Origin of the sequence: Blautia sp. AF17-9LB (assembly GCF_003479185.1) — a bacterium.
Taxonomy (GTDB): Bacteria; Bacillota; Clostridia; order Lachnospirales; family Lachnospiraceae; genus Fusicatenibacter; species Fusicatenibacter saccharivorans.
Map to the genome: position 1 here is coordinate 32,643 of NZ_QUGU01000006.1, position 23,487 is coordinate 56,129.

At 49.6% G+C, this 23,487-nt stretch carries 17 protein-coding genes, 1 tRNA gene and 1 pseudogene; 7 read left to right on the forward strand and 12 right to left on the reverse strand.

Translation table 11 applies throughout. From position 1 onward, the window contains the following. The first annotated feature begins 101 nt into the window (after positions 1-101). The 4 genes from DWX00_RS07840 to DWX00_RS07855 all read left to right on the forward strand — a co-directional run bounded on the left by DWX00_RS07840 (position 102) and on the right by DWX00_RS07855 (position 5,229). Positions 102-2,477 carry an endonuclease MutS2 gene (locus DWX00_RS07840; protein ID WP_055220632.1) on the forward strand — a complete coding sequence of 792 codons (2,376 nt, stop codon included), beginning with the start codon at positions 102-104 and terminating at the stop codon, positions 2,475-2,477. Positions 2,478-2,551: 74 nt separating this feature from the next. Beyond that, positions 2,552-3,256 carry a response regulator transcription factor gene (locus DWX00_RS07845; protein WP_022461607.1) on the forward strand — a complete coding sequence of 235 codons (705 nt, stop codon included), beginning with the start codon at positions 2,552-2,554 and terminating at the stop codon, positions 3,254-3,256. Then, the gene (locus tag DWX00_RS07850; protein WP_022461606.1) at positions 3,256-4,674 is read left to right on the forward strand and encodes a sensor histidine kinase; all 1,419 of its coding nucleotides are present in this window, start codon (positions 3,256-3,258) and stop codon (positions 4,672-4,674) included. Before DWX00_RS07845 ends, DWX00_RS07850 begins: the two co-directional genes overlap by 1 nt. A 63-nt stretch (positions 4,675-4,737) precedes the next feature. Beyond that, a complete protein-coding gene (locus DWX00_RS07855) occupies positions 4,738-5,229 on the forward strand; it encodes a CinA family protein (RefSeq protein ID WP_055228000.1) in 492 nt (163 codons plus the stop codon). 42 nt (positions 5,230-5,271) lie between these two features. Here DWX00_RS07855 and trmL read toward each other — a convergent pair whose 3' ends face one another. From trmL to DWX00_RS07880, 6 genes are all read right to left on the reverse strand, one after another. Further along, positions 5,272-5,772 carry a tRNA (uridine(34)/cytosine(34)/5-carboxymethylaminomethyluridine(34)-2'-O)-methyltransferase TrmL gene (gene trmL / locus DWX00_RS07860; protein ID WP_055266343.1) on the reverse strand — a complete coding sequence of 167 codons (501 nt, stop codon included), beginning with the start codon at positions 5,770-5,772 and terminating at the stop codon, positions 5,272-5,274. A gap of 32 nt (positions 5,773-5,804) precedes the next feature. Continuing rightward, entirely contained in the window at positions 5,805-6,785 is a 981-nt protein-coding gene (locus DWX00_RS07865) for an AIR synthase-related protein (RefSeq protein ID WP_055227998.1), read from the reverse strand. A 135-nt stretch (positions 6,786-6,920) separates the two neighbouring features. Next, positions 6,921-8,474: a VanW family protein gene (locus DWX00_RS07870; protein WP_055227997.1), complete on the reverse strand. Its 1,554-nt coding sequence runs from the start codon at positions 8,472-8,474 to the stop codon at positions 6,921-6,923. 55 nt (positions 8,475-8,529) lie between these two features. Further along, entirely contained in the window at positions 8,530-8,688 is a 159-nt protein-coding gene (locus DWX00_RS19615; protein WP_156327578.1) for a hypothetical protein, read from the reverse strand. A gap of 24 nt (positions 8,689-8,712) precedes the next feature. Beyond that, positions 8,713-9,450 (reverse strand): 3'-5' exonuclease, encoded by a 738-nt coding sequence (locus DWX00_RS07875; RefSeq protein ID WP_055227996.1) that lies wholly within the window; start codon positions 9,448-9,450, stop codon positions 8,713-8,715. A 41-nt stretch (positions 9,451-9,491) separates the two neighbouring features. Continuing rightward, positions 9,492-11,243, reverse strand: coding sequence for a B12-binding domain-containing radical SAM protein (locus DWX00_RS07880; protein WP_118594974.1), 1,752 nt, complete (start codon positions 11,241-11,243; stop codon positions 9,492-9,494). Positions 11,244-11,423: 180 nt separating this feature from the next. On the opposite strand from DWX00_RS07880, the gene DWX00_RS07885 reads away from it, so the two are divergent. Continuing rightward, a tRNA-Phe gene (locus DWX00_RS07885) sits at positions 11,424-11,496 on the forward strand. 169 nt (positions 11,497-11,665) lie between these two features. Here the strand turns inward: DWX00_RS07885 and DWX00_RS07890 are convergent. After that, positions 11,666-11,950 (reverse strand): annotated as a pseudogene (locus DWX00_RS07890) (DapH/DapD/GlmU-related protein); the annotation flags it as partial. 106 nt (positions 11,951-12,056) lie between these two features. On the opposite strand from DWX00_RS07890, the gene DWX00_RS07895 reads away from it, so the two are divergent. Both DWX00_RS07895 and DWX00_RS07900 read left to right on the forward strand, forming a co-directional pair. Further along, positions 12,057-12,986: an AraC family transcriptional regulator gene (locus DWX00_RS07895; protein ID WP_118594976.1), complete on the forward strand. Its 930-nt coding sequence runs from the start codon at positions 12,057-12,059 to the stop codon at positions 12,984-12,986. A gap of 328 nt (positions 12,987-13,314) precedes the next feature. Continuing rightward, positions 13,315-15,267 (forward strand): glycoside hydrolase family 31 protein, encoded by a 1,953-nt coding sequence (locus tag DWX00_RS07900; protein ID WP_118594977.1) that lies wholly within the window; start codon positions 13,315-13,317, stop codon positions 15,265-15,267. Between the two features lie 344 nt (positions 15,268-15,611). Here the strand turns inward: DWX00_RS07900 and DWX00_RS07905 are convergent, their stop codons facing one another. The 5 genes from DWX00_RS07905 to DWX00_RS07925 form a co-directional block, all read right to left on the reverse strand. Further along, entirely contained in the window at positions 15,612-17,366 is a 1,755-nt protein-coding gene (locus tag DWX00_RS07905) for a sensor histidine kinase (protein WP_118594979.1), read from the reverse strand. 237 nt (positions 17,367-17,603) lie between these two features. Continuing rightward, a complete protein-coding gene (locus tag DWX00_RS07910; RefSeq protein ID WP_118594981.1) occupies positions 17,604-19,649 on the reverse strand; it encodes a glycoside hydrolase family 31 protein in 2,046 nt (681 codons plus the stop codon). Positions 19,650-19,775: 126 nt separating this feature from the next. Then, complete coding sequence (locus DWX00_RS07915) at positions 19,776-21,446, reverse strand: extracellular solute-binding protein (RefSeq protein ID WP_158578779.1); 1,671 nt, start codon at positions 21,444-21,446, stop codon at positions 19,776-19,778. A gap of 55 nt (positions 21,447-21,501) precedes the next feature. Beyond that, complete coding sequence (locus tag DWX00_RS07920; protein ID WP_117760703.1) at positions 21,502-22,413, reverse strand: carbohydrate ABC transporter permease; 912 nt, start codon at positions 22,411-22,413, stop codon at positions 21,502-21,504. 38 nt (positions 22,414-22,451) lie between these two features. Further along, positions 22,452-23,393 carry an ABC transporter permease gene (locus DWX00_RS07925; protein ID WP_243004542.1) on the reverse strand — a complete coding sequence of 314 codons (942 nt, stop codon included), beginning with the start codon at positions 23,391-23,393 and terminating at the stop codon, positions 22,452-22,454. Positions 23,394-23,487: the final 94 nt, after the last annotated feature.

The window sequence follows — 23,487 nt, forward strand, 5'->3', positions numbered from 1 at the left end:
TACCTGTGAACTGTAACATCAGATCCGTGCGGTATTGTATCAAAAATACCGCGTTATCTGTAGACAATGACTGAATTATGAATTACGAAAAGGTAAGTATTATGAATCAGAAAGCATTAAAAACGCTCGAATACGACAAAATTATCGAACAACTGGCTTCGTATGCCAGTTCTCCGCTGGGCCGGAAGAAATGTCTGGAGCTCGTTCCTTCTTCTTCCCTCTCCCAGATTACGCGGATGCAGCACGAGACACACGACGCGCTCACCCGGCTCTTTAAAAAAGGCCACATTTCCTTTGGTGATGCCAAAGATATCCGCGGCGCATTAAAGCGTCTCGAAATCGGCAGCTCCATGAACATCACGGAGCTTCTGCAGACCGCCGCACTTCTGGAAAACACGGCACGCGTCAAAGCGTACGGCCGCCGCGAAAATGCGGACCAGACGCCGGACAGCCTCGAAGATCTCTTCGAAACACTGGAGCCTCTGACGCTGCTTTCCACGGAAATCCGCCGCTGTATTCTCTCCGAGGATGAAATCAGCGATGATGCAAGCCCGAATCTACGCCGCATCCGTCGTTCCATCAAATCGTGTGAGGAAAAAATCCACAGCCAGTTAATCTCGCTCGTCAACGGTTCCTACCGCACGTATCTGCAGGATGCCGTCATCACGATGCGCGACGGCCGCTACTGTATCCCGATCAAATCCGAGTACAAAGGCCAGGTTCCTGGCATGGTACATGACCAGTCCTCGACCGGTTCCACCTTCTTTGTCGAGCCGATGGCCGTTGTCAAACTGAACAACGATATCCGTGAGCTGGAAATTGAAGAAGCAAAAGAAATCGAGGTCATCCTCTCTACGTTGAGTGCCCAGGCAGACCTGCACCGCGATGAGATCCGTTACGACCTCGAAAACATGGTAGAGCTTGACTTCATCTTCGCGCGCGCCGCTCTTGCAATGGAGCAGAACGCCAATGAGCCGATCTTCAACACTGAAGGTAAAATCCACCTGCGCAAGGCACGCCACCCGCTGATCAATGCGAAAAAAGTCGTTCCGATTGATCTGTCGCTCGGCGAAGATTTCGACCTTCTGATCGTCACAGGACCGAATACCGGCGGTAAAACGGTTTCCTTAAAGACGGTCGGACTCTTAACACTGATGGGCCAGTCCGGACTTCACATTCCGGCACTCGACCGCTCCTCCCTTTCCGTTTTCGACGAGGTTTACGCCGATATCGGTGATGAGCAGAGCATCGAGCAGTCGTTGAGTACCTTCTCCTCCCACATGACGAATGTGGTTTCCTTCCTCGACAAGGCAGACCGCAATTCCCTCGTCCTGTTCGATGAGCTCGGCGCCGGTACCGACCCGACAGAGGGCGCGGCGCTTGCCATCGCGATCCTCTCTACGCTCCACGAGCGCGGCATCCGCACCATGGCAACGACACACTACAGTGAACTGAAAATCTATGCCTTATCCACACCGGGCGTGGAGAATGCCTGCTGTGAATTCGATGTCGAGACTTTAAGCCCGACATACCGCCTGCTCGTCGGCGTTCCTGGAAAGAGTAATGCGTTTGCGATTTCCAGCAAACTCGGCCTGCCGGACTACATCATCAACAAGGCAAAAGACGAAATCAGCGAGCAGGATGAATCGTTTGAAGACGTTCTGACCACTCTCGAGCAGAACCGGATCACGCTGGAACGCGAAAAAGAAGAGCTTGCCCGCACCCGCGCGGAAGTCGAATCCCTGAAGCAGAGCCTTGCCAAGAATCAGGAACAGATCGACGCAAGAAAAGAAAAGATGATCTCCAATGCAACCGAGGAGGCACAGAGAATTCTCCGCGAGGCGAAGGAATACGCCGACCAGACGATGCGCGATTTCCAGAAATTTGGAAAAGAGAATGTTTCCGTCCGCGAAATGGAGCAGAAACGTACCGCTCTGCGTGAAAAGATGAACAAGCTCGATAAGAAAAAGGCGAAGGAAGTACCGAAGCGCACCGGAAATCTCCGCCCGCAGGATCTTCATCTCGGCGATGCCGTCAAAGTCTTAAGCATGAATCTCAAAGGTACTGTCAGCACCCGCCCGGATTCGAAGGGAAATCTCTTCGTCCAGATGGGTATCATGCGGACCAAAGTGCATATCTCCGACCTTGTGCTGATCGACGAGGCTGTCATCACCGGCCCGTCCATCTCCCGCACAAGCAGCGGAAAATCGAAGCTTTCCAAGGCTGCCACGATTTCTACCGAGATCAATCTGCTCGGAAAAACGGTGGATGAAGCGGTTGCCGAACTCGACAAATATCTCGATGACGCTTATCTCTCCCATCTGCCGAGTGTCCGCGTTGTCCACGGAAAAGGAACGGGCGCACTGCGGAAAGGCATTCACAATTATCTGCGCCGCCAGAAACACGTAGCGGACTTCCATTTAGCGGAATTCGGCGAGGGCGATGCCGGCGTTACGATTGTTACGTTTAAGAAATAAAAACTCAGGAAAATATGGGACGGAACGCATACTGTATGCGGTTCCGTCCTGTCCCCAGTGAAGGAGAATCTTTTATGGCTTCCAAACAGAAAATTCTGATCGTCGATGACGATAACAATATCGCAGAACTGATTTCTCTCTATCTGACCAAGGAATGCTATGACACAAAAATTGTAAACGATGGAGAAGAGGCTGTCCGGGAGTTTCACTCCTTCCAGCCGAACCTGATTCTGCTCGACCTGATGCTGCCCGGCATGGACGGCTACCAGGTCTGCCGCGAAATCCGGCACGATTCCGATGTTCCGATCATCATGCTCTCGGCAAAGGGCGAGGTGTTCGACAAAGTCCTCGGCCTGGAACTCGGCGCGGATGACTACATCATCAAACCATTTGATTCCAAGGAGCTCGTTGCCCGTGTGAAAGCAGTGCTGCGGAGATTTCAGCCATCACGCACGATCCCGGTGTCCGCGACCGCAGGAAAATGTGTCGAGTACCCGGATCTTATCATCAACCAGACGAACTATTCCGTCATTTACCAGGGCCGCACCGTCGATATGCCGCCGAAGGAACTGGAGCTTCTCTACTTCCTTGCTTCCTCACCAAACCAGGTCTTTACGCGAGAACAGCTCCTCGACCATATCTGGGGCTATGAGTACATCGGCGATACCCGCACGGTAGACGTTCATATCAAACGTCTCCGCGAAAAAATCAAGGACCATGCCTCCTGGGCCATCACGACGGTCTGGGGCATCGGTTACAAGTTTGAGGTTAAAAAATAATGCGACGCACGCTTTACCGGAAATTAATTCTCATTTATGTCATTCTCGCCATTGCCGGCTTTACGCTGATCTCAACGGTCGGCTCCCGCATGGTGGAGGACAGTCTGGTCTCCAGCGCGAGCACCAGTCTGTACCGGGAGGCCACGCAGATCGCTTCCAAACAGGGCGACCTTTATTACCACAGTGAGCGTTCCCTGACGGATCTTTACAATTCGCTCAGTGCACTGGCTTCCTATCACAATTCCCAGATCTGGCTCATCAGCGCAGACGGGGAAATTCTGCTGAACACGGCAGCTGCACTCGATGAGGAAAACCCGGAGATCATCGACGGTTTTGATCCGGTTGCGCTCGGCAGCGAATATTACAGCACGGGAACGTTTTTCGGCTATTTCGAAGACAAGATGCTGAGCGTCATGGTTCCCGTCACCTCCGATTTCCGGATCAATGGCTATGTCGCCATCCACCTTCCGCTGCAGGACGTCTATCAGCAGAGGGAAAGTCTGCTGGCACGGATTGACTTTCTGTTCCTGCTCGTGTTCGGACTCTCGTTTGTGATTCTGATCTTTTTCTCCCTCGTCGTGTACCGGCCGCTGAAAAAGATCATCAACGGTGCAAAGGAGTATGCCTCCGGCAACCTGACCCACAAAATTGATGTTAAATCTCACGATGAGATGGGGTATCTCGCTTCCACGCTGAACTACATGTCCGGCGAGCTGAACAAGACCGGCGAATACCAGCGGAAATTTGTGGCGAACGTCTCTCACGACTTCCGCTCACCGCTGACCTCGATCAAAGGCTACGTGGAGGCGATCCTTGACGGAACGATTCCGCCGGAAATGCAGGAAAAATATCTGAAAATCGTTCTGTTTGAGACAGAACGGCTGCACAAGCTGACGCAGAGCCTGCTGACGCTGAACGACATCGACGATAAAGGGAATATGCTCGATCTGACCTCGTTTGACATCAACGCCGTCATCAAGGATACCGCCGCTTCGTTTGAGGGAACCTGCACGAAAAAGCGGATTTCCATTTCACTGATCCTCGCATCGCGCACCTTATACGTCTGCGCCGATATGGGAAAAATCCAGCAGGTGCTGTACAATCTCATTGATAATGCAATCAAATTCAGCAACAACGATTCCACCATCACAGTTGAGACAACGGAGAAGCACGGCAAAGTCTTCGTCTCCGTCAAGGACACCGGCTGCGGCATTCCAAAGGCAAGCATCACGAAAATCTGGGAGCGCTTCTACAAGCTCGACGCCTCCCGCGGCAAGGACCGCAAAGGAACGGGACTTGGGCTTTCGATCGTCAAAGAGATCATCACTGCGCATAACCAGAATATCAATGTCATCAGTACAGAGGGCGTTGGTACCGAATTTATCTTTACACTCGCCAAAGGCGAAGCACCAAAATAAGCCCCTCCGCCGAGGGGCTTTTTTGCCAGACATATCAAACTAACTCTGGAGGTAATTTTCACTATGAACCCAAACACCATTGATTCCATCATCAAACAGCTCATTGCATCCCACACCACCATTTCCACCATGGAAAGCTGCACTTCCGGCCTGATCGCCTCCCTAATCACCGACACCGAAGGCGCCTCCGCCATTTTCCCCGGCGGCTACGTCACGTATCTGAACGAAACCAAAGTCCTCGTCGGCGTCGACCCTTCCGTCATCGAAATCCACGGCGTCTACTCCCCCGAATGCGCCGAAGCCATGGCCCGCACAGTACAAGAAAACCTGCACACCGCCATCGCCATCGGAATCACCGGCACAACCGGAAATCTCGACCCCAACAACGCTGACAGCGTACAGGGCGTCGTGTACTTCTGTATTTTATACAAAACCCAAGCCCACACCTTCACCTTCCAGACCAACGTCTCCGGCATGACCCGCCACGAAATCAAACAGCTTTACGCCGAGCAGGTCTTCGCCGAATTGGAAATGATCTTAACTTCTTCCTTATAAAAAGAATGCAGTTCCGTCTACGATCACCAGAGTCCCGTCCGTCTACCTCCACTCATGCGTCCGCAAATGCCCCGCGAGCTGCATATGGTCAAAGTTATTCTGCCGCAGTGCCTCGTACAGTACGATCGCCACGGAATTTGAAAGGTTCAGCGAACGAATATCATTAATCATCGGAATCCGCACCGCCGTCTCCTGATTATTGTACAGAATATCCTCTGGAATCCCCGCGCTTTCCTTTCCGAACATGATAAAGCAGTCCTCTTCATACTGCACATCCACATACGTCTGCGGCCCCTTCGTCGTCGCATAGTAAATCTTCGCCCCCGGATTTCTCTCCAGAAAATCCTCGTAACTCTCATACACCGTCACATCCAGCTTCGGCCAGTAATCCAGCCCCGCGCGTTTCACCGCCTTGTCCGAAATATCAAACCCCAGCGGCTTAATCAGATGCAGCCTTGTCCCCGTCGCCACACACGTCCGTCCGATATTACCTGTATTTGCTGGAATCTCCGGCTCATGAAGAACAATATTCAAATGTGCCATTTTACCAATCACTCCTGTCGTATATTTAAGCCTTATCTGCCAACCCGGTACATCTCATCCATCTGCGGCTTATCCAGATACCGGACCTCTTCCCCGTTCCGGAGAATCCTCTCCTTCCCGGATGTCGTCCGCCCAATCACCGCCGATGGAATCCCTTCGAGTGCCATTTTCTGCACCAGCCCCTCGCCGTCCGCCGCTGCAATCAGCAGCGCCCCCGTCGAAAGCATCTGATACGGATTCACCCCGAAAAACTCACAGATCTCCACCGTCTCCTGCTGGATCGGAATCCTCTTCAGCGCCACATCAAGCCCGATACCCGCGCCGTCCGCCATCTCCCAGAGCGCCCCGAAAATCCCGCCCTCCGAGAGATCCTGCATCGCAGCCACACCGTGCTCGATCGCAATCTCCGCCTCACGGCAGACAGAGTAATCCTCCGAAAAATCCGCCGCCCCATGGATAAATCCCGGAGAAAATCTCGTCAGAAGTTCATCCCTTCTTGTCTTTGCCAGATAAGACACCGCGCCAAGCGCAATCCCCTTCGTCACGACAAGATCCAAATCCGCTGTCACACACGACGGATCAAACAGCCCCGCACGCGTTGTCCCGCCTGCCGCCGTCACGGTAAGCACCGGATACAAAACCCCGTCCGTCACCTCCGTATGTCCGCCGATCACCGCAGTTCCATACCGCACACACGCACCGTCAACCGCCCGCATCAGCTCCTTTAAATCCTTTTCTTCCATCGCCTCCGGCAGCATCAGCGACACCAGCACTCCTTTTGCCGATGCCCCCGCCGCGGCCACACTGTTGCACACCCGGCAGACCGCGAGCGCCGCGTCCTCCGGATCCTTCACCAGCACCGGCGCACACGAAAACACCTGCGTCTCCTTTTCTCCTGCAAGTGCCGATACCCCGCGTCCGACCGCCGGCCCTGCTGCGTCCTCTCTTTTCTGCCCCAGCATCTTAAACACCGAGCGCACCAGCACGCTCTGCTGTAATTTACCCTTTCGCATCCCTTGTCCTCCTCGAACTTCCTGTTTCAAACGAAAAAGCAGACGGAATCCGTACTCCTTTTCCCTCTGCTTTCCCATTTTTCACGGAAAATGTTACAGTTCACTGGTTCCCAGCGAATTGTAACCAGAAAACGCCTAGTCCTCATCGTCCTCCGTTTTCTCTGTATCGCTGCTGTCGTCCGTCTTTTCCGTACCATCCGAATCCGAATCATCGCTGCTGTCTTCCTTCTTCTCCGAAGAACTCGATGACGAACTGCTCTGACTGTATTTCGCTGCAACTTCCTTTGCTTTTGCAAGATCATTTGCCGCAATCGCCGCCTGCATTTCCGCACGCGCCGCTGCATTGTCCGTCTTTGTTCCCACGGTATAGACATCCGATGTCATGCGGTAAGTGCTGGAATTCACCTGCTCCTTCGTCTCATTTCCATTGTCATTCACAATCTTCCACAGCCGCGCCGTCGAACCCTGATAGCCGTACGATGTCTGTTCAATTGTTCCAAACGATGCATTCGCATCTTCCGTCAGGCCCGGCGTCGGATCCTCCGTGCTTGTCGTCTCACTCTCATAGCGGACCGTGCGGTTCGGATCTCTCGTCTCATGGCCGTAGATGGCAAAATGCAGGGTGCTTCCGTCCGCGCTCGCCTCAATATAAATCGGCGCATCCGTATTGTTGATGAATTTCAGGTCTTTCAATCCCTCTGCAATCGCCGCATCCATCGACGGATCCACATAGTGGACAATCATGGAATGGCTGTACCGCTCCGTCACCTCAAGCTCTGCTTTTAAGACAGCAACATAGAGCGTTGTGGAAACCTGGCAGATACCGCCGCCGTACGAATCGACGACCTTGCCCATCTCATACGATGCTGCCAGTGCATAACCATTTTCCGCATCAAACGGCACAACGACCGCCTCTACGGAAAATTCCTCGCCCGGCTGTACCAGCGTTCCGTTAATCTTCTCTGCGCCGACTGCGACATTCTGTTTTCTGCCGCTCGTACCGTTGCCATACTCCGTCATACCCTCGCCGAGCAGATCTTTGACAAGTGCAAGCTGCTCCGGATTGCCGCCTGCCGGTGTTTCTTCTGTTACCAGTTCTACGCCGCCGATACCGCCCCGCCAGCTTGTCGTCAGGTAATTGACAACCTTCGCCGTGGACTCATCCACGTTGACGCTGCATCCGGTCTGGCCCGGATTGACGATAAATTCGCCGTTTTCGCGGGTCAGCGTTGCATCTGTTGCCTCGCGGTTCAGCACGGCCGTGTTGTTTTCTACCGCCTGGCGCGCTGCCTCGCCATCGACTGTATATTTCAGGGAAAACGTCACCGTCTCTCCATTTTTGAGCCGGTTCTGTGTCAGGAACCGCTTCAGTACATTGCCTTCCTGCCCGATTGTGACGGCTTCTCTTGCCACCTCCGGGTTGGCGCAGGAAAGTCCGAGATCCCCTGCTGTCACCTGTGCATTCTGCTCTCCGGCAGACAGGTTGATAACCGAGGGTTTTAACTGTTCAATTTTGTCGTTTACTGCCTGTGTGATCTGCTCTTCGGTCATACCGCCGACGGAAATGTCTTCTACATAGATTCCGTCCAGCGCTGTCCGGTCATCCGCTTTGACTGGTTCTGCCAGAAAGCAGAATGCGAATGCGATAAGCATCACCAGCAGGCCTCTCATTTTTCTGCTGTTTTTCATACTGTGCCTCTTCTTGATCCGTTTCCCATTTCACTCTGTCTTTTACAGAATCTCTTTACACCAGCCATAAAAGTGCTGGAAGAACCATACCAAGCACCATAACCACTGCAAGAATCAATGCCAGCATCTTTGCTGCATTTCTCTTCTTTGCCAGCGGATCTTTCTTCTTTTTCTGTGCCTCTGTCGGGGCTTTTCGATTGACTTTATTACTCATCGTTCCATCCTTTCTTTTTCTCTTCTATTTTTTCTCAGTTCTCTGTCGTTTTTCCATTCTTCCATGTGCCAGAATAATCTGATCGATCATGCGGGATGCACGGCTTTTTGTGAGTGCTCCCCACTCCGGTTCGAGATCCAGCTCATGGTACCGGATCAGGTCCGCCAGATATTTTTTCTGTGCCTCCGTCGCCGGAACCTCGCGTTTCATTTTGGCCTTCAGAGGCGCTGCGGCAAACCATTCCGGGTGATCTTCCGAAAATCCTTCTTCCAGTTTTCGGAACAGTGCCAGCGTTTCCAGCACATCGTCCATTGCACGGTGTGCGTGTTCCCGCGGGATCTGATAGTAGCCGCAGAGTGCTTCAAGGCTTCTGCTCTCCAGATCCGGGAGGGCTTTCCGTGCAATTTTCAACGTATCCCACGCTTCTTTTTCAAAGTCCAGACGGGCATTTATCGCTGCCTGCTTGATGAAGCTGTAATCGAACAGAATATTGTGCCCCAGAAGCGGCAGGCCGCCGCAGAAATCCAGAAAGCCGCGGACAGCAGTCTCCACATCGGGCGCATCCGCAATCATCTCATCCCGGATTCCGGTGAGTTCCGTGATCCGCTCCGGCACTTTTCTGCCCGGATTGACGAAAGTCTCATACGATGCCGTGACCTCTCCGCCCTGCACTTTTACTGCACCGATCTCCAGAATCTGGTCTTCCTTTACAGAAAGACCCGTTGTCTCAAGATCGAGCACTACAAAATCTTGTATTTTCATCTTTTATTACCTTTTCTAGTATCTCATGTTCTTTTGAAATGTCAAGCGTAAAAAAACTCACTGCAGTCGATCATCTCCGCATTTCCCGTCAGCGGATCGCGCTTCTGATAATCAAACAGGAGTACCGTACGCGCCTTTTCCCCGTTTCCGAGCACATCGTAATCAAAAACTTCCACATGCGTCATGCGCTGCAGCTGCTTCCAATCGTATGTCGTATACGATGGCAGAAGTGTTCTCGTTTCGGCTTCTTTCTGATAAAAGTCACGCGACTCGTTTTTCCATTCGGACGGATCTTTTGCAAAGCGCGGCCGTGTCTTCATATTTTCACGCGCATACAGATCGAGCACCATCATCTGACGGAAGAATGCTTCGTCCTGCTGTTTTTCGTCCTGCAAAAACTCGAGCAGAATTTCATACCGCTGAATCCGGTTATGTGCCGCCTCACTGTAGCCCTTTGCCCGGTAGAAATCGCCGAGCTCCTGGAAGAAATCGAACGGGTTCTCATACAGACGCTCGATCATCGGCAGTGTGTGGACGAACTGGCCGCTGTTGTAGTAGACTTCCACCATCTCCTCCACGTCTTTGAGCTTCAGCACATCGTCGTACGGCAGCCATTTCGTGTACAGTACCTCATATGGTTCGCGCTCCTGATAATGACAGTCATATTTCTCGGTATGCTCATACATGAAAGAACCGCGCAGCACTTTCAAAAATCCCAGCTGTAACTGCTGCGGACGCAGTGCATAGACATCCGCAAACGAACGGCGGAAACTGTCATAATCCTCATACGGCAGGCCCGCGATCAGGTCGAGATGCTGATGGATGTTTCTTCCCTTCGCAATCCGGTTTACAATCTCTGTGACTCTTCCAAAATCCATCTTCCGGTGGATCGCCTCGATCGTCTGCGGATTCGTAGACTGAACACCGATCTCAAGCTGTACCAGCCCCGGACGCAGGGTATTTAAGAGTTTCAGTTCCTCCTCAGTCATCAGATCAGCGGCAATCTCAAAGTGGAAATTCGTCACGCCGTTGTCATGCTCCGCAATAAATTTCCAGACCGCCATTGCATGGTCTTTCTTGCAGTTGAACGTACGGTCCACAAATTTGACCTGCGGTACTTTCTGTTCCAGGAAAAAGGCGAGTTCCTTTTTGACCAGAGCCAGATTTCGGAACCGAAGCCGCTTATCAATAGAAGAAAGACAGTAACTGCATGAAAACGGGCAACCGCGGCTTGACTCATAATAAATGATGCGGTTCTCGAATTTTTTCAGATTCGCATACGGAAAATCCACCTCGGACAGATCCATGACCGGACGCCACGGGTTGCTTTTGATGGCTCCTTCTGCATCACGGTATGTAATGCCGTGGATCTCTTCAAGCGTTTTCCCCTCCGTGCCGTTCTCCTGATTCTGGTAATACACTGCCAGTTCACGGAAGGTAATTTCGCCCTCACCCTTCATGATTCCGTCAAGGAACGGATACTGCTCCAGCATCTCCTCCGCGTGGTACGACACCTCCGGCCCGCCAAGCCAGATCTTCGTTTCCGGGCTGATTTTGTGATATTCCGTAATCAAATCTTCCACAATAGATATGTTCCAGATATAACACGACACACAGACGACATCCGCATACGCCAGAAACAGACTCCGCAGCATGGAATCTTTTGACTGGTTGATCGTAAACTCACGGATCTCCGGGAACACACCGGCTTTCTCCGCGCTCGCCTGCAGCGTGTAAACTGCAAGATTGGAATGAATATATTTTGCGTTGACCGCAGTCAGAATAATTTTCATAATCTTTTTAATACTTCTCCTTGCTTCCTCTTTGCATACCTTTTATACTACCACATTCTCGAACGAAAATACACCGCCATTCCCCCAAAAGCACAATTTTTTCACGATTTCCAACAAAACAGTTGCAATTTTCGTGAATTCATGTTATATTAACAAAGGTTTCCAACAGGAAATCCAAATGCCCAGATAGCTCAGTTGGTAGAGCAGAGGACTGAAAATCCTCGTGTCGCTGGTTCGATTCCGGCTCTGGGCATTTTTTGTTGCCCAAAAACAGGATTCACATTTTTTTTGCCATAGCAAAATCCGGCAGAATCTCCTGCCCCCTATCGAAAAAAGCTCTGCACCACATCCCCGGAAATTCCCGGATGGATACGGTACAGAGTTTTTTTCATCGCATGACTGCCCAGGAAAGCTTTTCGTTTTTACAGATCTTTGATGACCTCCCATGCCTCATCATCAAATTTTCTGTCCTTGAAATAATACTGTTTATCTTCTTCTGTAATCTTTTTTACCACACGGCACGGATTTCCCACGGCAACGCTCCAGTCCGGAATATCTTTTGTCACGACGCTTCCTGCTCCGATAACCACATTACTTCCGATATGTACCCCCGGCACAACAACCGTGTTTCCACCAAGCCATACATTATCACCGATCGTTACCTCAATCCCATATTCATAAGCAGAATTTCTTGCTGCCGGATGAATTGATATGTTATAATCATATTATCTCGAATTTAGCGTTTTTTCAATGACAATATTCCGTATTTTTATAATTATTGTATTTTTTAACAAGACGAAAGAGGAGCTTTTTATGGTCAATGATCCTATAACAAAAATCATGCGGAATGCATCTGAAATCGTCCGTTACGATGAAGTCGGCATTCCGCTTTCTATTCGGGAAGGACTTCTTTCCGCCTACCCGAATCACAGGGCACTTTGCCACTGGCATGAAGACATCGAATGGGTGTATATCCGCTCCGGACAGATGAACTATTATATGAATGGAAAACGTGTGCTGTTAAATACCGGTGAAGCCCTCATGGTCAATTCCCGCCAAATGCACTACGGATATTCCGAAAACGGGCAGGACTGCGATTTTATCCGTATTCTGTGTCATCCCAAAATTTTCATCACGAACAGTGTTCTGTACCAGTCGTATATTGCACCAGTTCTCTCGAATCCGTCTCTGGAATATCTTCATTTAAAACCAGAGTTTCCGGAGGATGCCGAAGCACTGCAGCTTCTTCCTGAAATTCTCCGCATTAAAAAAGAGCATCCGGCCGCCTATGAAATAGAAGCCGCCGCACTTTTATCGCTTTTATGGTGCCGTCTTTTGCGCAGCCATCCGATGATGCCAAATGAGGCGGCCGCAAAACCGAAGGAGCCGGATCTTCTCGTACAGCGTGATATGGTGTCTTATATTTACAGCCACTACAGCGAGTCCATCAATCTCGACGAAATTGCGGCCGCCGGAAAAGTCTGCCGCAACAAGTGCTGTCAGATTTTCCGTCGTTATCTGAACCAGAGTCCGATCGATTTTCTGAACCATTACCGCCTGGAGGTGAGCTGCCATCTTTTAAACAATACGAAACTGTCGATCGCGGAAATTTGTACTGCATGCGGCTTCAATCATCAGAGCTACTATTCCAAAATCTTCCTTCGTACCTACAGCTGCAGCCCCCGGGATTTCCGAAAACGCACAGAAGAGAAAACATCAGCCGAAGCTTCCGAAAAAGACTGATTTTTCTTCCATTTCGCATGACTCTGCGCAGTTACCGCGTTTTTTTGGTCAAAGCGGATATTCGCAATCCGCTTCGCTACTTGCTCATAACCGAATAGCTGCTTCGCAGCTTATCAGGAGTGGCTTGTACCACTCCTGATACAAGCAAGTCCCCACCCACTGCTTATTGCTTTTCGCAATGGAAGCAGGGGACTTACTTGATTCGGTTAAAAAAAGGATGATTTTTGCTAGACATTTTCCTGATCCCTGTTATAATAAAATTATAAAGGTGTTGCGCTAAACCTCACCAAAACACTATATTTTCCATTTATGTTACAAGGAGGATGACATGGTAAAAAAATTTGTCTACGGAACCCCATTTGAAACCGAAGCCGTTGTAAAAGAGATCCCCTCTTCCGAAGGAAACCCGGATTACGGTACCTTCTCCACCGAGAACGGCTTTTCCTTCACCACAAAGCTTGCTGACGATGACATGGTATTCGGACTTGGCGAAGCCAACCGCGGTATCAACAAACGCGGCTTTCTTTACATCAGTGACTGCGCTGATGATCCAAACCACGTAGAGAGCAAAACCTCTCTGTATGCAGCACACAACTTCATCATCATCTCCGGCAAGACACACGTAGGATTCTTCTTCGATTATCCGGGCACCCTGCGTTTCGATATCGGCTACACAACTTCCGATACGATGACCGTTTCCTGCGAAAACGCAGATCTCTACGTTTACATGATCACCGGTGATTCCGATCTTGATATCGTAAAACAGTTCCGTGGCATTATCGGACGCAGCTACATTGCTCCGAAGTTTGCTTTCGGTTACGGTCAGAGCCGCTGGGGCTACAAAACAGAGGATGATTTCCGCACGGTAGTGAAAAAATACCGCGAAAACCATGTGCCGCTCGATATGGTTTACATGGATATTGACTACATGCAGGATTACAAGGACTTCACCGTAAATGAAGAACGTTTCCCGGATTTCGAGGGATTTGTACAGGATATGAAAAAAGAAAAGATCCATCTCGTTCCGATCATCGATGCCGGTGTGAAAGTCGAAGAGGGTTATGATATTTACGAAGAGGGCTGTGAAAAAGGCTACTTCTGCCGCCGCGAAGATGGCTCCTACTTCGAAGCTACTGTATGGCCGGGCTGGACTCATTTCCCGGATGTCTTAAATGCAGATGCCAGAAAATGGTTTGGTGACAAATACGATGTTCTCGTTTCCAAGGGAATCGATGCCTTCTGGAATGACATGAACGAGCCATCCATCTTCTATTCCCAGGAAGGCCTTGCTGATTTCAAGGAGACTGCAAAGAAATATGTGGAAGGTGACCCGGAGGTTCCGCACTACATGGTAGGCGGAAAGCTTCAGGCACTGGCAAACAACCATGAGGACTATAAACGCTTCTATCACAACGTAAACGGCGAACAGGTCCGCCATGACAAGGTACACAATCTGTTTGGCTACAACATGACCCGTTCTGCCGGTGAAGCTTTTGAACGAATTTCCCCGGATAAGCGAATCCTGATGTTCTCCCGTTCTTCCTACATCGGCATGCACCGTTACGGTGGAATCTGGACCGGAGACAACTGCTCGTGGTGGTCACACATCCTGCTGAACCTGAATATGATGCCGTCCCTCAACATGTGCGGTTTCCTCTATACCGGAGCCGACCTCGGCGGATTCGGTGCAAATACCACAAGAGACCTGCTGCTCCGCTGGCTGGCACTTGGTGTTTTCACTCCTCTGATGAGAAACCATGCCGCACTCGGAACACGTGAGCAGGAACCTTACCAGTTTGAGCATATCGAGGACTTCCGCAACGTCATCGGCGTCCGCTACCGCCTCGTTCCGTATCTGTACAGCGAGTACATGAAGGCTGCTTTAAACGATGATATGTACTTCAAACCGCTTGCCTTCGTTTACCCGGATGACAAGCTGGCAAGAAATACAGAAGATCAGTTGATGATCGGTAACGAGATCATGATCGCACCGGTTTACACCCAGAATGCCATCGGCCGTTACGTATATCTGCCGGAAGAAATGATGTTTGTAAAATTCCTCGGCAACGGAAACATGTTCCAGGAGGTTCTTCCAAAAGGTATCCACTATGTAGAAGTTGCTCTGAATGAGGTTCCGCTCTTCATCCGCAAAGGCTGCGCAATCCCGGTTGCCGATTTTGCAGAATCCGTACCGGATATCAAAGAGGAAAGCATCCGCATGGTCGGATACGAAGGCGCTTCCTATGAGCGTTATACCGATGACGGAGTTTCCCGTATCTGATTTTAAACACAATTTGTAACGATTCAGAGCCATGCGAAATGGAAGAAAAATCGCGAATCATGTTTACATGAATGAGCTATTTTTCTGGAATTTCATATGGCGAGAAGCAACATCGAGATGCAGCGGAAGCGGAATCGAGATGGGGCTCTGAATCGTTACCACAATTTTTGAATCATCTCTCCCCTTTACAGGAGTTCTTCGGAATCTAAAGCTTCCGGGAACTCCTGTCATTTTTTTCAAACGCCTCCCGGGAGTTCCTTTTGTCCGATCGCTCTCCCGACAAAAAAACGGGAACCTCCTGCATCTTTTTCCGGAGTTCCCGCCTTTGCTATTCTCTCTTCTCTTTATTCTGTCTTCGGAAGCCGTACTTCTACAACAGCTCCGTAATTTTCATCCATGTTAGAACACGTAATACTTGCCCGTTCCCCATACATCAGCGCCAGGCGGCGTTTTATATTGGAGATGCCGACATGGTGACGGCCGTGGTAGATGATAGGCGTGTCGTTTTCGATTGCATCCAGTGCCTCTTTCGAAAATCCGTTTCCGGTATCGGAAATGCAAATGTAGAGGTACTCGCCGTCTTCATACGTCTCATTTGTCAGATACAGAGAAATCTCACTCTTCCGATCCAGGGATACACCGTGTACCACGGAGTTTTCCACCAGTGTCTGCAACAGGAGAGACGGAACCTTCCATTCTCCGATATCACCGTCCATCGTCGCTTCAAAGGAAAAGGCTTCTTCCCCGTACCGCAGCTTCTGGATGCGGATATATGCCTCAATATGCTCCAGTTCTTCCTCTACATCTCGCTGTTTTTTGGAATCCTGAAAAATATAGCGCATATAATCCGACAGCACCGTTGTAATTTCCACAATCTCTCCCTCATGATTCTTATCCGCAATGCCATGAATCAGGCTCAGGCAGTTCAGGAAAAAATGCGGCTTGATCTGTTCCTGCGTATATTCCAGCTCGGCTTTCTGTTCGGCAAGCTCTTTTTCGTAGATCGCAATTTTCAATCCCTGTATTTTCCGCAGCAGTTCCTTGAATTTGCCGCTCACAGACTCCAGCTCTAACAGATTGTTGCTTCCATCGTCATTCAGACTCTGCTCTTTTTCCAGCTCCTCCAGTTTTTGTCCGAATTTTTCCAGCGGTTCCAGAATCCGGTGGTAATATGCTGTAATTTCCAGTGCGCAGACAAGCAGAAGAACCGCGATCAGGACGACGAATGCAATCTGCATAATCAGTACATTCTCAAGAATACCGCCTCCCGGCAGAACCATGAGATTGATCTTTCCGACCGTGCCAAGCTGGTAGGAATAGACCGTCGCATTTTTCTCTTTTTTCTCTCCCGCTTTGGAAAAATCGATAATCTCATTTTTATATTTTTCCGACGTATCTGCCTGCGTCATGACACGGCCTCTGGCATCCACCATAAACGGAATGACATCATACTCCTCTGTTTTGGCGCGGATGGTCCGGAAAATCAGGTTCAGATTGATGACACAGCCGATAACTTTTTTGTTTTTCGCGTACCAGCCGACAATATAGTCGTCGTCGCCAAACGTAATCACGGTCCATTGTGTGCTGATCGAATCCTTGGATGTCATAATCTGCAGATAGGACATCAGCATCTGATTCAGCGTTGTCATTCCCTTACTCTCGGTAAACATAGTTCCGCTGTCCGTAATCAGAACATTGGCTTTCTGGCCGTAGACAAAGAAGGTCTGTATCTCATGGTAACGGATCTTCAGCACACGGTTTCGCTCCCGCAGCGTCTGCTCCATTTCATAATACTGAGCATCTGTCGATGTTATCTGATCCGGGATTTCTTTGATGTTGCTGTCAGAATCCAGCAGATAGATCAGTTCACTGTTGATCTGCGACATATCACGGTTGATCTGATCGACATAGAGCTTTGCCGTATCGGCAATATATTTATCTGCCAGCTTGCGGTTTTCCCAAACGCCCCAGAGCAGGCAGACAACAAGCCCCATCAGGACCAGAAAAACCGGAGTTCCAAGCCGCAGGGACGTATCCTTCAAACTGCGTATTCGAACGCTGCGCAGCATCCTTCGTTTTCCTTTCTGCCAGAGATTCATAAGCGCATCCACCCCTCCTTTTTTTCTGTCTGCAGAGCGACTGCCGGACGCCGCACCTTACCGCGCAGCTCCGGCAGTCGTTTTACACTCACGGAATATATTTGCAACTATGTTCTTTGTAACACAGCCCATTATATCACATTTTTGGGCTTTGTCCATGCAGAGTCCGTGCTTTACATGGTGAGAACATGATTCTTTGTTACCGTTCGCCTGGTACCGGTGAGCGGTAACATTCTCTTATTCAGAGAAAATGTTCAGCAGCTTTTCTGCATCCGCTCCTTCTTTTACGAATACCGGAATAGTATCCATCGGAGCAGCAACCGTTACCTTCTGTCCTCCCTCATACTTTTCTCCGGTCCATGCGTTAAACCATGCCGTTCCGGCCGGAAGATAAACCTCGCGCTCCGTTATGTGATCCTCCATCACAGGTGCAACATAGAGATCCGGTCCGAACAGATAAGCGTCCTCCACATTCCAGCTTTCCGGATCTGTCGGGAAATCATAGAAAACAGGCCGCATCACCGGGGTTCCGTCCTCATGTGCTTTCTTCATCTGTACCCGGATATAATCTCTCAGGCGCTCACGCAGGAAAATGTATTTCTTTGAAATCTCATATGCCTCATCGCTAAAGCTCCAGATCTCATTGTCACTGCCGGATCCGATCTGTTCTGCACCGTAGCCCTCCTGTGGGTTGCGGTTTCCGTGCAGACGCATGACAGGGCAGAAGCATCCGTACTCAAACCAGCGGATGTACAGACGATGGAAATCCGGGTCATCGGTTCTTGCGCCGTGGAAGCCGCCGATATCAGTGGTCCACCACGGAATACCGGCAATTGCCATGTTAAGACCTGCCTGTACCTGACGTTGGAAGCACTCGAAGGTACTTACAATATCACCAGACCATACGAGTGCACCATATTTCGCGCTGCCTGCCCAGGCAGAACGGATCAGGCTGATCGGCATGGTATCGCCTTCTGCCGTCATGCCGTCATAGAACGCTTTCAGATAATATTTCGGATAAATATTTCCGACCTCCTGTACGCTTCCGAGCTGATAACGGTAGTTCTTGAAATCATAAACGCTGTATTCCGGCTCTGCCACATCCAGCCAGAAGAGCTTGGCACCCTGATCATAATAATTTTTCTTGATCTTCTCCCAGACATATGTTCTTGCATCCGGGTTGGTTGCATCGAAGAAGACTTCATTTCCACCGCAGAGCATCGTCAGCGGTACACCGTGCTCCGTGCGAACCAGATAGCCCTTCTCTTTCATCTCCTCGAAGTTTTCGGAATAAATGTCAACGGTCGGCCATACCGACACAACAACCTGAATTCCCATCTCCTTTAATTCGCGGCACATGCCCGGCACATCCGGCCAGTATTTCGGATCAAATTTGAACTCGCCCTGCTTCGTCCAGTGGAAGAAATCGACGACAATCACATCAAGCGGTACGCCAAGCTCTTTGTATTTTCTTGCTACAGACAGAAGCTGTTCCTGATTCCAGTAGCGGAGCTTACACTGCCAGAAGCCCATGCCATATTCCGGCATCATCGGCGGTTTTCCGGTCAGCGTCATATAATTCTCCTCGATCTCGGCAGGCGTATCACCTGCAATCACAAGATAATCGATTTCTTTCCCAGATTCCGTTACCCATTCCGTTCCATTATTCGCAAACATCACCTGTCCGACGCCCGGATTGTTCCATAAGAAGCCGTAGCCGATACTGGAAAGATAGAACGGAACACTGACCTGTGAGTTTCTCTGTGCCAGCTCCAGCATACAGCCCTTCAGATCCAGCTCATGCTGCTGATACTGTCCCATTCCGAAGATTTTCTCACCTTTTCTTGCTACAAACCGCGCTACAATACGGAAATTATCCCCGACGCCGTTGCTGTACTCGCGTCCCATGATGTTGAGCGGCATGCTTTCCTCATCGCGCAGACGGCGGAAATGCTCCTTTAACAGAACTCTTCCATCCTCATGATAGAACGTGATGACGCTGCCGGAATCGATCACTGCATGAAGCTTTCCATTTGTGATTTTTCCGTAGGAAGTATCCGTTCCCTCGTACATATTGGCAAAGGCTCCGCCTTTTGCTGATGGATCCTCAAAGATTTCAACCTCTCCCGCATGCGCGTCCTTTGCTTCCAGCGCCCAGTCGCGGCCGGTAAAGCTTCGATTTTTTGTCGCGCGCACACGCAGTGCATCTTTTCCCCACGCTTCGATGCAGACGGTCTCGCCATCGTAAGAATAAATTAACTTACCCTCTTTTTCCCAAAACATGTAAAAATCCTCCTTTTTTCAAAAACGGCAGGTCATTTCTGGCCTGCCGTTTCTCCTGCTGTTTTGCACCTCAGACATTGACCCGCCGGATCAACGCCTGCTTCTTACAGGTAATATTTTTTCTGTTTATTTTGCCAGATTTTCTTTGTATGCATTGTAAGCATCTGTCTGAATCTGGAGGAACTCATCAATACCCATAGCTTTCAGCTGATCGATGTAGGAATCCCATTCATCATCGATGCCGCCGTCTACTACCCAGTGAGCATACTGTGCTTCTACGTATTTGTAGATATCGGTTCCGATTGCAGTGATTCTGGAAAGGTCTTCGTCGGTATACTGAACCATCGGGAATCCGCAGTTTTTCTCAGTATCAACGTATTTCTCATTGATTGCATCATCGGCCAGTTTGACACCGTCGCCCTGATCCTCCGGAAGAGAAACTTTGTCATAGAAATCCTCGTTCATGTATTTCGGACCGAAGTCACGTAAGGAGTTGGACCATGCGGAAGTATCCAGAGAAGATCCATCGCTTGGCACATCTACATTGTAGGTTCCGTCGCCATTGTCTGTGATCTGGCTTCCAACGGAACCATAGAAGGTCTGTAACGATGCAAGATCGGTGTAAAATTCATCTGCCCACTTCAGCAGGGTGTCAGGATCTTTACAGTCTTTTGAGATCATGAGCTCACGATCGGAGATATCAAGGTAATTGGTTGCTGCTTCTACGTAGTGGTTTCCATCGTAGCCTTCTACTGCCTCAAGAGTCTTAAACTGATTTACGTTCGGACCAACCTGAGCGTCTGCAGTCCATCCAAAGATAAGACCTACCTGAGAACCGCCATCAGCCTGCTGTTTTGCTGTCTGCATGGAGCCATCCTGTGTGAAGTACTCTGGGTCAACAACGCCCTCTTCCCATAACTGACGCATCCATTTTACTGCTTCTTTGTAATTTTCTTCCATCGGCATGAAGACCGGTTTTCCTTCGCCATTCAGTCCCATGTAGTTTCCGTCACGGCTTACCATGGTTCCGAACGGGGAAAGAATGTGGCGCAGATCACCGCTTAACAGTCCGCTGCCTGCTGAATTTGTGATACCGATTTCGTTGGTAGGATCCCCGTCACCATCAGCATCTTCTGTTGCAAATTTAACAAGAACCTCTTCCAGTTCTTTATAGGTCTTCGGAGTTTCCAGTCCTAAGTTATCCAGCCATTCCTGGTTGATGCACATAACATCGCCGCAAACCTTCGGACGAAGCGGAAGCTTCTTCGGTAAGCTGTAGATTCTTCCGTCACGGCTGGTGCAGACTGCTTTCAGTTCCGGATCAGCCTCAAAGGCTGCTTTCAGGTTTGGCATATCTTTTTCGATCAGATCTGTCAGATCCAGGAATGCCGATTTGTTCTGTGCCATATCTGCCTGTGTTAAGCAGATGGAGCCAAGAAATGCATCCGGGAGGTCTCCGGAAGCCAGCAGCAGAGATTTCTGCTCGGACCAGTCACTGTTGTAATAAACCTGCCAGTCGATGTTGATATTCATCTTGTCCTCGATTTCTTTCATGACGCCTTCATGCAGGAAATCGGTCGGCCAAGTATCGGTCCATCTTACTGTTGCAATTTTGTAGGTTGGGCGGTCACTGGTATCTGTCGTGTCACTGGCAGAAGATTCTGTCTTTGCAGAACTTGCTGCAGTGCTTCCACTCGTACTTTCCGTTCCTCCATTACTTCCACATCCTGCAAGCAGTCCGGCTGCCATTGCGGCCGAAAGAGCAACGCTCCAGGCCATTTTTGTTTTCTTTCGCATCATCATCTCTCCTTTATGATTTTTTATTTGCAATACTTCTCTCCTGTCCGCAGGATCAGCCTTTTAGTGATCCGAGCATAACACCCTGATTGAAGTATTTCTGCACTAACGGGTACATACACATGATCGGCGCGGAGGAAACCACGATGATCGCGTATTTGATGAGGTCGGCCATCTGCTTTGCCTCAACAGCTGCAGCGCCGGTACTCATGGCACTCATGGTCTGATTGCCGACCAGAATGCTTCGAAGGACAATCTGCAGCGGCTGCAGACTTTCGCTTCGGATATAAATCAATGCATTAAAGTAGGAGTTCCACTGTCCTACTGCTGCCCACAGGGCAATAACAGCGATAACGGCTTTGGAAAGCGGAAGCACAATCTTGAAGAAGAATCCAAGGTATCCGCATCCATCGAGCTGCGCCGCCTCCCAGAGATCCTCCGGGATACTGTTGTTGAAGAACGTTCGTCCTACGATGATGTAATACGTTACAACGGAGAACGGAACAACCATAACCCAGAAGGTATCCAGCAGATGAAATCTCTGTACTGCCAGGTAGGTCGGGATCAGACCACCGGTGAAGAACATCGGGATCAGATAAAATGCCGTGAAGAATTTTCTTCCATATAAATGCTTTCTGGAAAGCGCGTAGGAAGCCGGAATATTGACAACAATTGTCACAAGTGTTCCCATAATTACGTAAGCAATCGTGTTACGGTAGCCGGTCCACAGCTTTGCATAGCTCGCCAGCTGTTTGTATCCTTTGAAGTTAACTCCTTTCGGAAGGAACATAATCTGTCCGTTGGATACGGCTGCCGGATCACTGAACGATGCAATGATGATGAAGTACATCGGATACAGGGTGATGATGATCAGAAGCACGCCGATCGTATACAGGATGATATCGAAAATCCAGTCTTCTCTGGATTTCTTTACTTTATTTGTTGATACTGCTTTTGCTTTACTCATATCTTTGCTCTCCATTCCTATGTAGGCTCAAAATTCTGTCAGATCAGTGAGGTATCACTCATTTTACTGGAAATGAAGTTGACTGCCAGAAGAAGAATCAGGTTGATAATGTTGTTGAACAGGCCAATTGCAGCGGAAAGGCTGTACTGGCTGCTCACAAGACCCATCTTATACACATAGGTGGAAATGATCTCACTTGAAGTACTGTTCAGTGTATTCTGCAGCAGGTAAACCTTCTCAAATCCAATGCTCATAACGCTTCCCATTCTCATGATAAACATGATGGTTGCCGTCGGCAGCAGAGCCGGAACATCGATGTGGATCATTTTGTGCCATTTGTTGGCACCGTCCATTGTTGCCGCTTCATACAGGGTCGGGTCTACAGAGGAAAGTGTTGCGATATAGAGGATACTGTCCCATCCTACATGCTGCCATGCCTCAGACCATACATAAATGTGCGGGAATGCTTTTGCACTTCCCATCAGGTTCGGGAGCTTGAATCCAAGCAGTCCCACCAGCTTTGCGATAATACCTGTACTCGGGGAGAGAAACAGGATCAGCATTCCGGCCATAACAACGGTGGAGATGAAGTGCGGCAGATAGGTTGATACCTGGAAGAATTTTTTAAACTTCTGTGCCTTCATCTGGTTAACCAGCAGTCCCATGATAACCGGAAGCGGAAATGTTACCGCGATGGTGTAAAGACTGATGATAATTGTGTTTTTAATGGTCAGACCGAACTGATAGGAGTTAAAGTACTGTTTGAAGTATTTCAGTCCAGCCCAGCTGCTTCCCATAATTCCATCCGCAGGTGTAAAGTTTTTAAATGCAATCACAATTCCGTACATCGGATAGTACGTAAACAGTGCAAAAATGATGATGGAAGGAAGCATCAGTAAATATAATGGCCTGCTTCTTCTCACTTCCTCTACAAATCCTATGGAGCTTTTCTTTTTGGTTTTACTATGGTTGGCGCTCACATATCATCCCTTCTTTCCTTTAAATTTTTCGTAACTGTTCAGAGTCCCATCTCGATTTTTCTTCCATTTCGCATGGCTCTGAATCGTTACAATT

Coding starts and splice junctions, on each gene's coding strand:
- DWX00_RS07840 (WP_055220632.1), top strand. CDS start 102: ATGAATCAGAAAGCATTAAAAACGCTCGAATACGACAAAATTATCGAA.
- DWX00_RS07845 (WP_022461607.1), top strand. CDS start 2,552: ATGGCTTCCAAACAGAAAATTCTGATCGTCGATGACGATAACAATATC.
- DWX00_RS07850 (WP_022461606.1), top strand. CDS start 3,256: ATGCGACGCACGCTTTACCGGAAATTAATTCTCATTTATGTCATTCTC.
- DWX00_RS07855 (WP_055228000.1), top strand. CDS start 4,738: ATGAACCCAAACACCATTGATTCCATCATCAAACAGCTCATTGCATCC.
- trmL (WP_055266343.1), bottom strand. CDS start 5,772: ATGGCACATTTGAATATTGTTCTTCATGAGCCGGAGATTCCAGCAAAT.
- DWX00_RS07865 (WP_055227998.1), bottom strand. CDS start 6,785: ATGCGAAAGGGTAAATTACAGCAGAGCGTGCTGGTGCGCTCGGTGTTT.
- DWX00_RS07870 (WP_055227997.1), bottom strand. CDS start 8,474: ATGAAAAACAGCAGAAAAATGAGAGGCCTGCTGGTGATGCTTATCGCA.
- DWX00_RS19615 (WP_156327578.1), bottom strand. CDS start 8,688: ATGAGTAATAAAGTCAATCGAAAAGCCCCGACAGAGGCACAGAAAAAG.
- DWX00_RS07875 (WP_055227996.1), bottom strand. CDS start 9,450: ATGAAAATACAAGATTTTGTAGTGCTCGATCTTGAGACAACGGGTCTT.
- DWX00_RS07880 (WP_118594974.1), bottom strand. CDS start 11,243: ATGAAAATTATTCTGACTGCGGTCAACGCAAAATATATTCATTCCAAT.
- DWX00_RS07895 (WP_118594976.1), top strand. CDS start 12,057: ATGGTCAATGATCCTATAACAAAAATCATGCGGAATGCATCTGAAATC.
- DWX00_RS07900 (WP_118594977.1), top strand. CDS start 13,315: ATGGTAAAAAAATTTGTCTACGGAACCCCATTTGAAACCGAAGCCGTT.
- DWX00_RS07905 (WP_118594979.1), bottom strand. CDS start 17,366: ATGAATCTCTGGCAGAAAGGAAAACGAAGGATGCTGCGCAGCGTTCGA.
- DWX00_RS07910 (WP_118594981.1), bottom strand. CDS start 19,649: ATGTTTTGGGAAAAAGAGGGTAAGTTAATTTATTCTTACGATGGCGAG.
- DWX00_RS07915 (WP_158578779.1), bottom strand. CDS start 21,446: ATGCGAAAGAAAACAAAAATGGCCTGGAGCGTTGCTCTTTCGGCCGCA.
- DWX00_RS07920 (WP_117760703.1), bottom strand. CDS start 22,413: ATGAGTAAAGCAAAAGCAGTATCAACAAATAAAGTAAAGAAATCCAGA.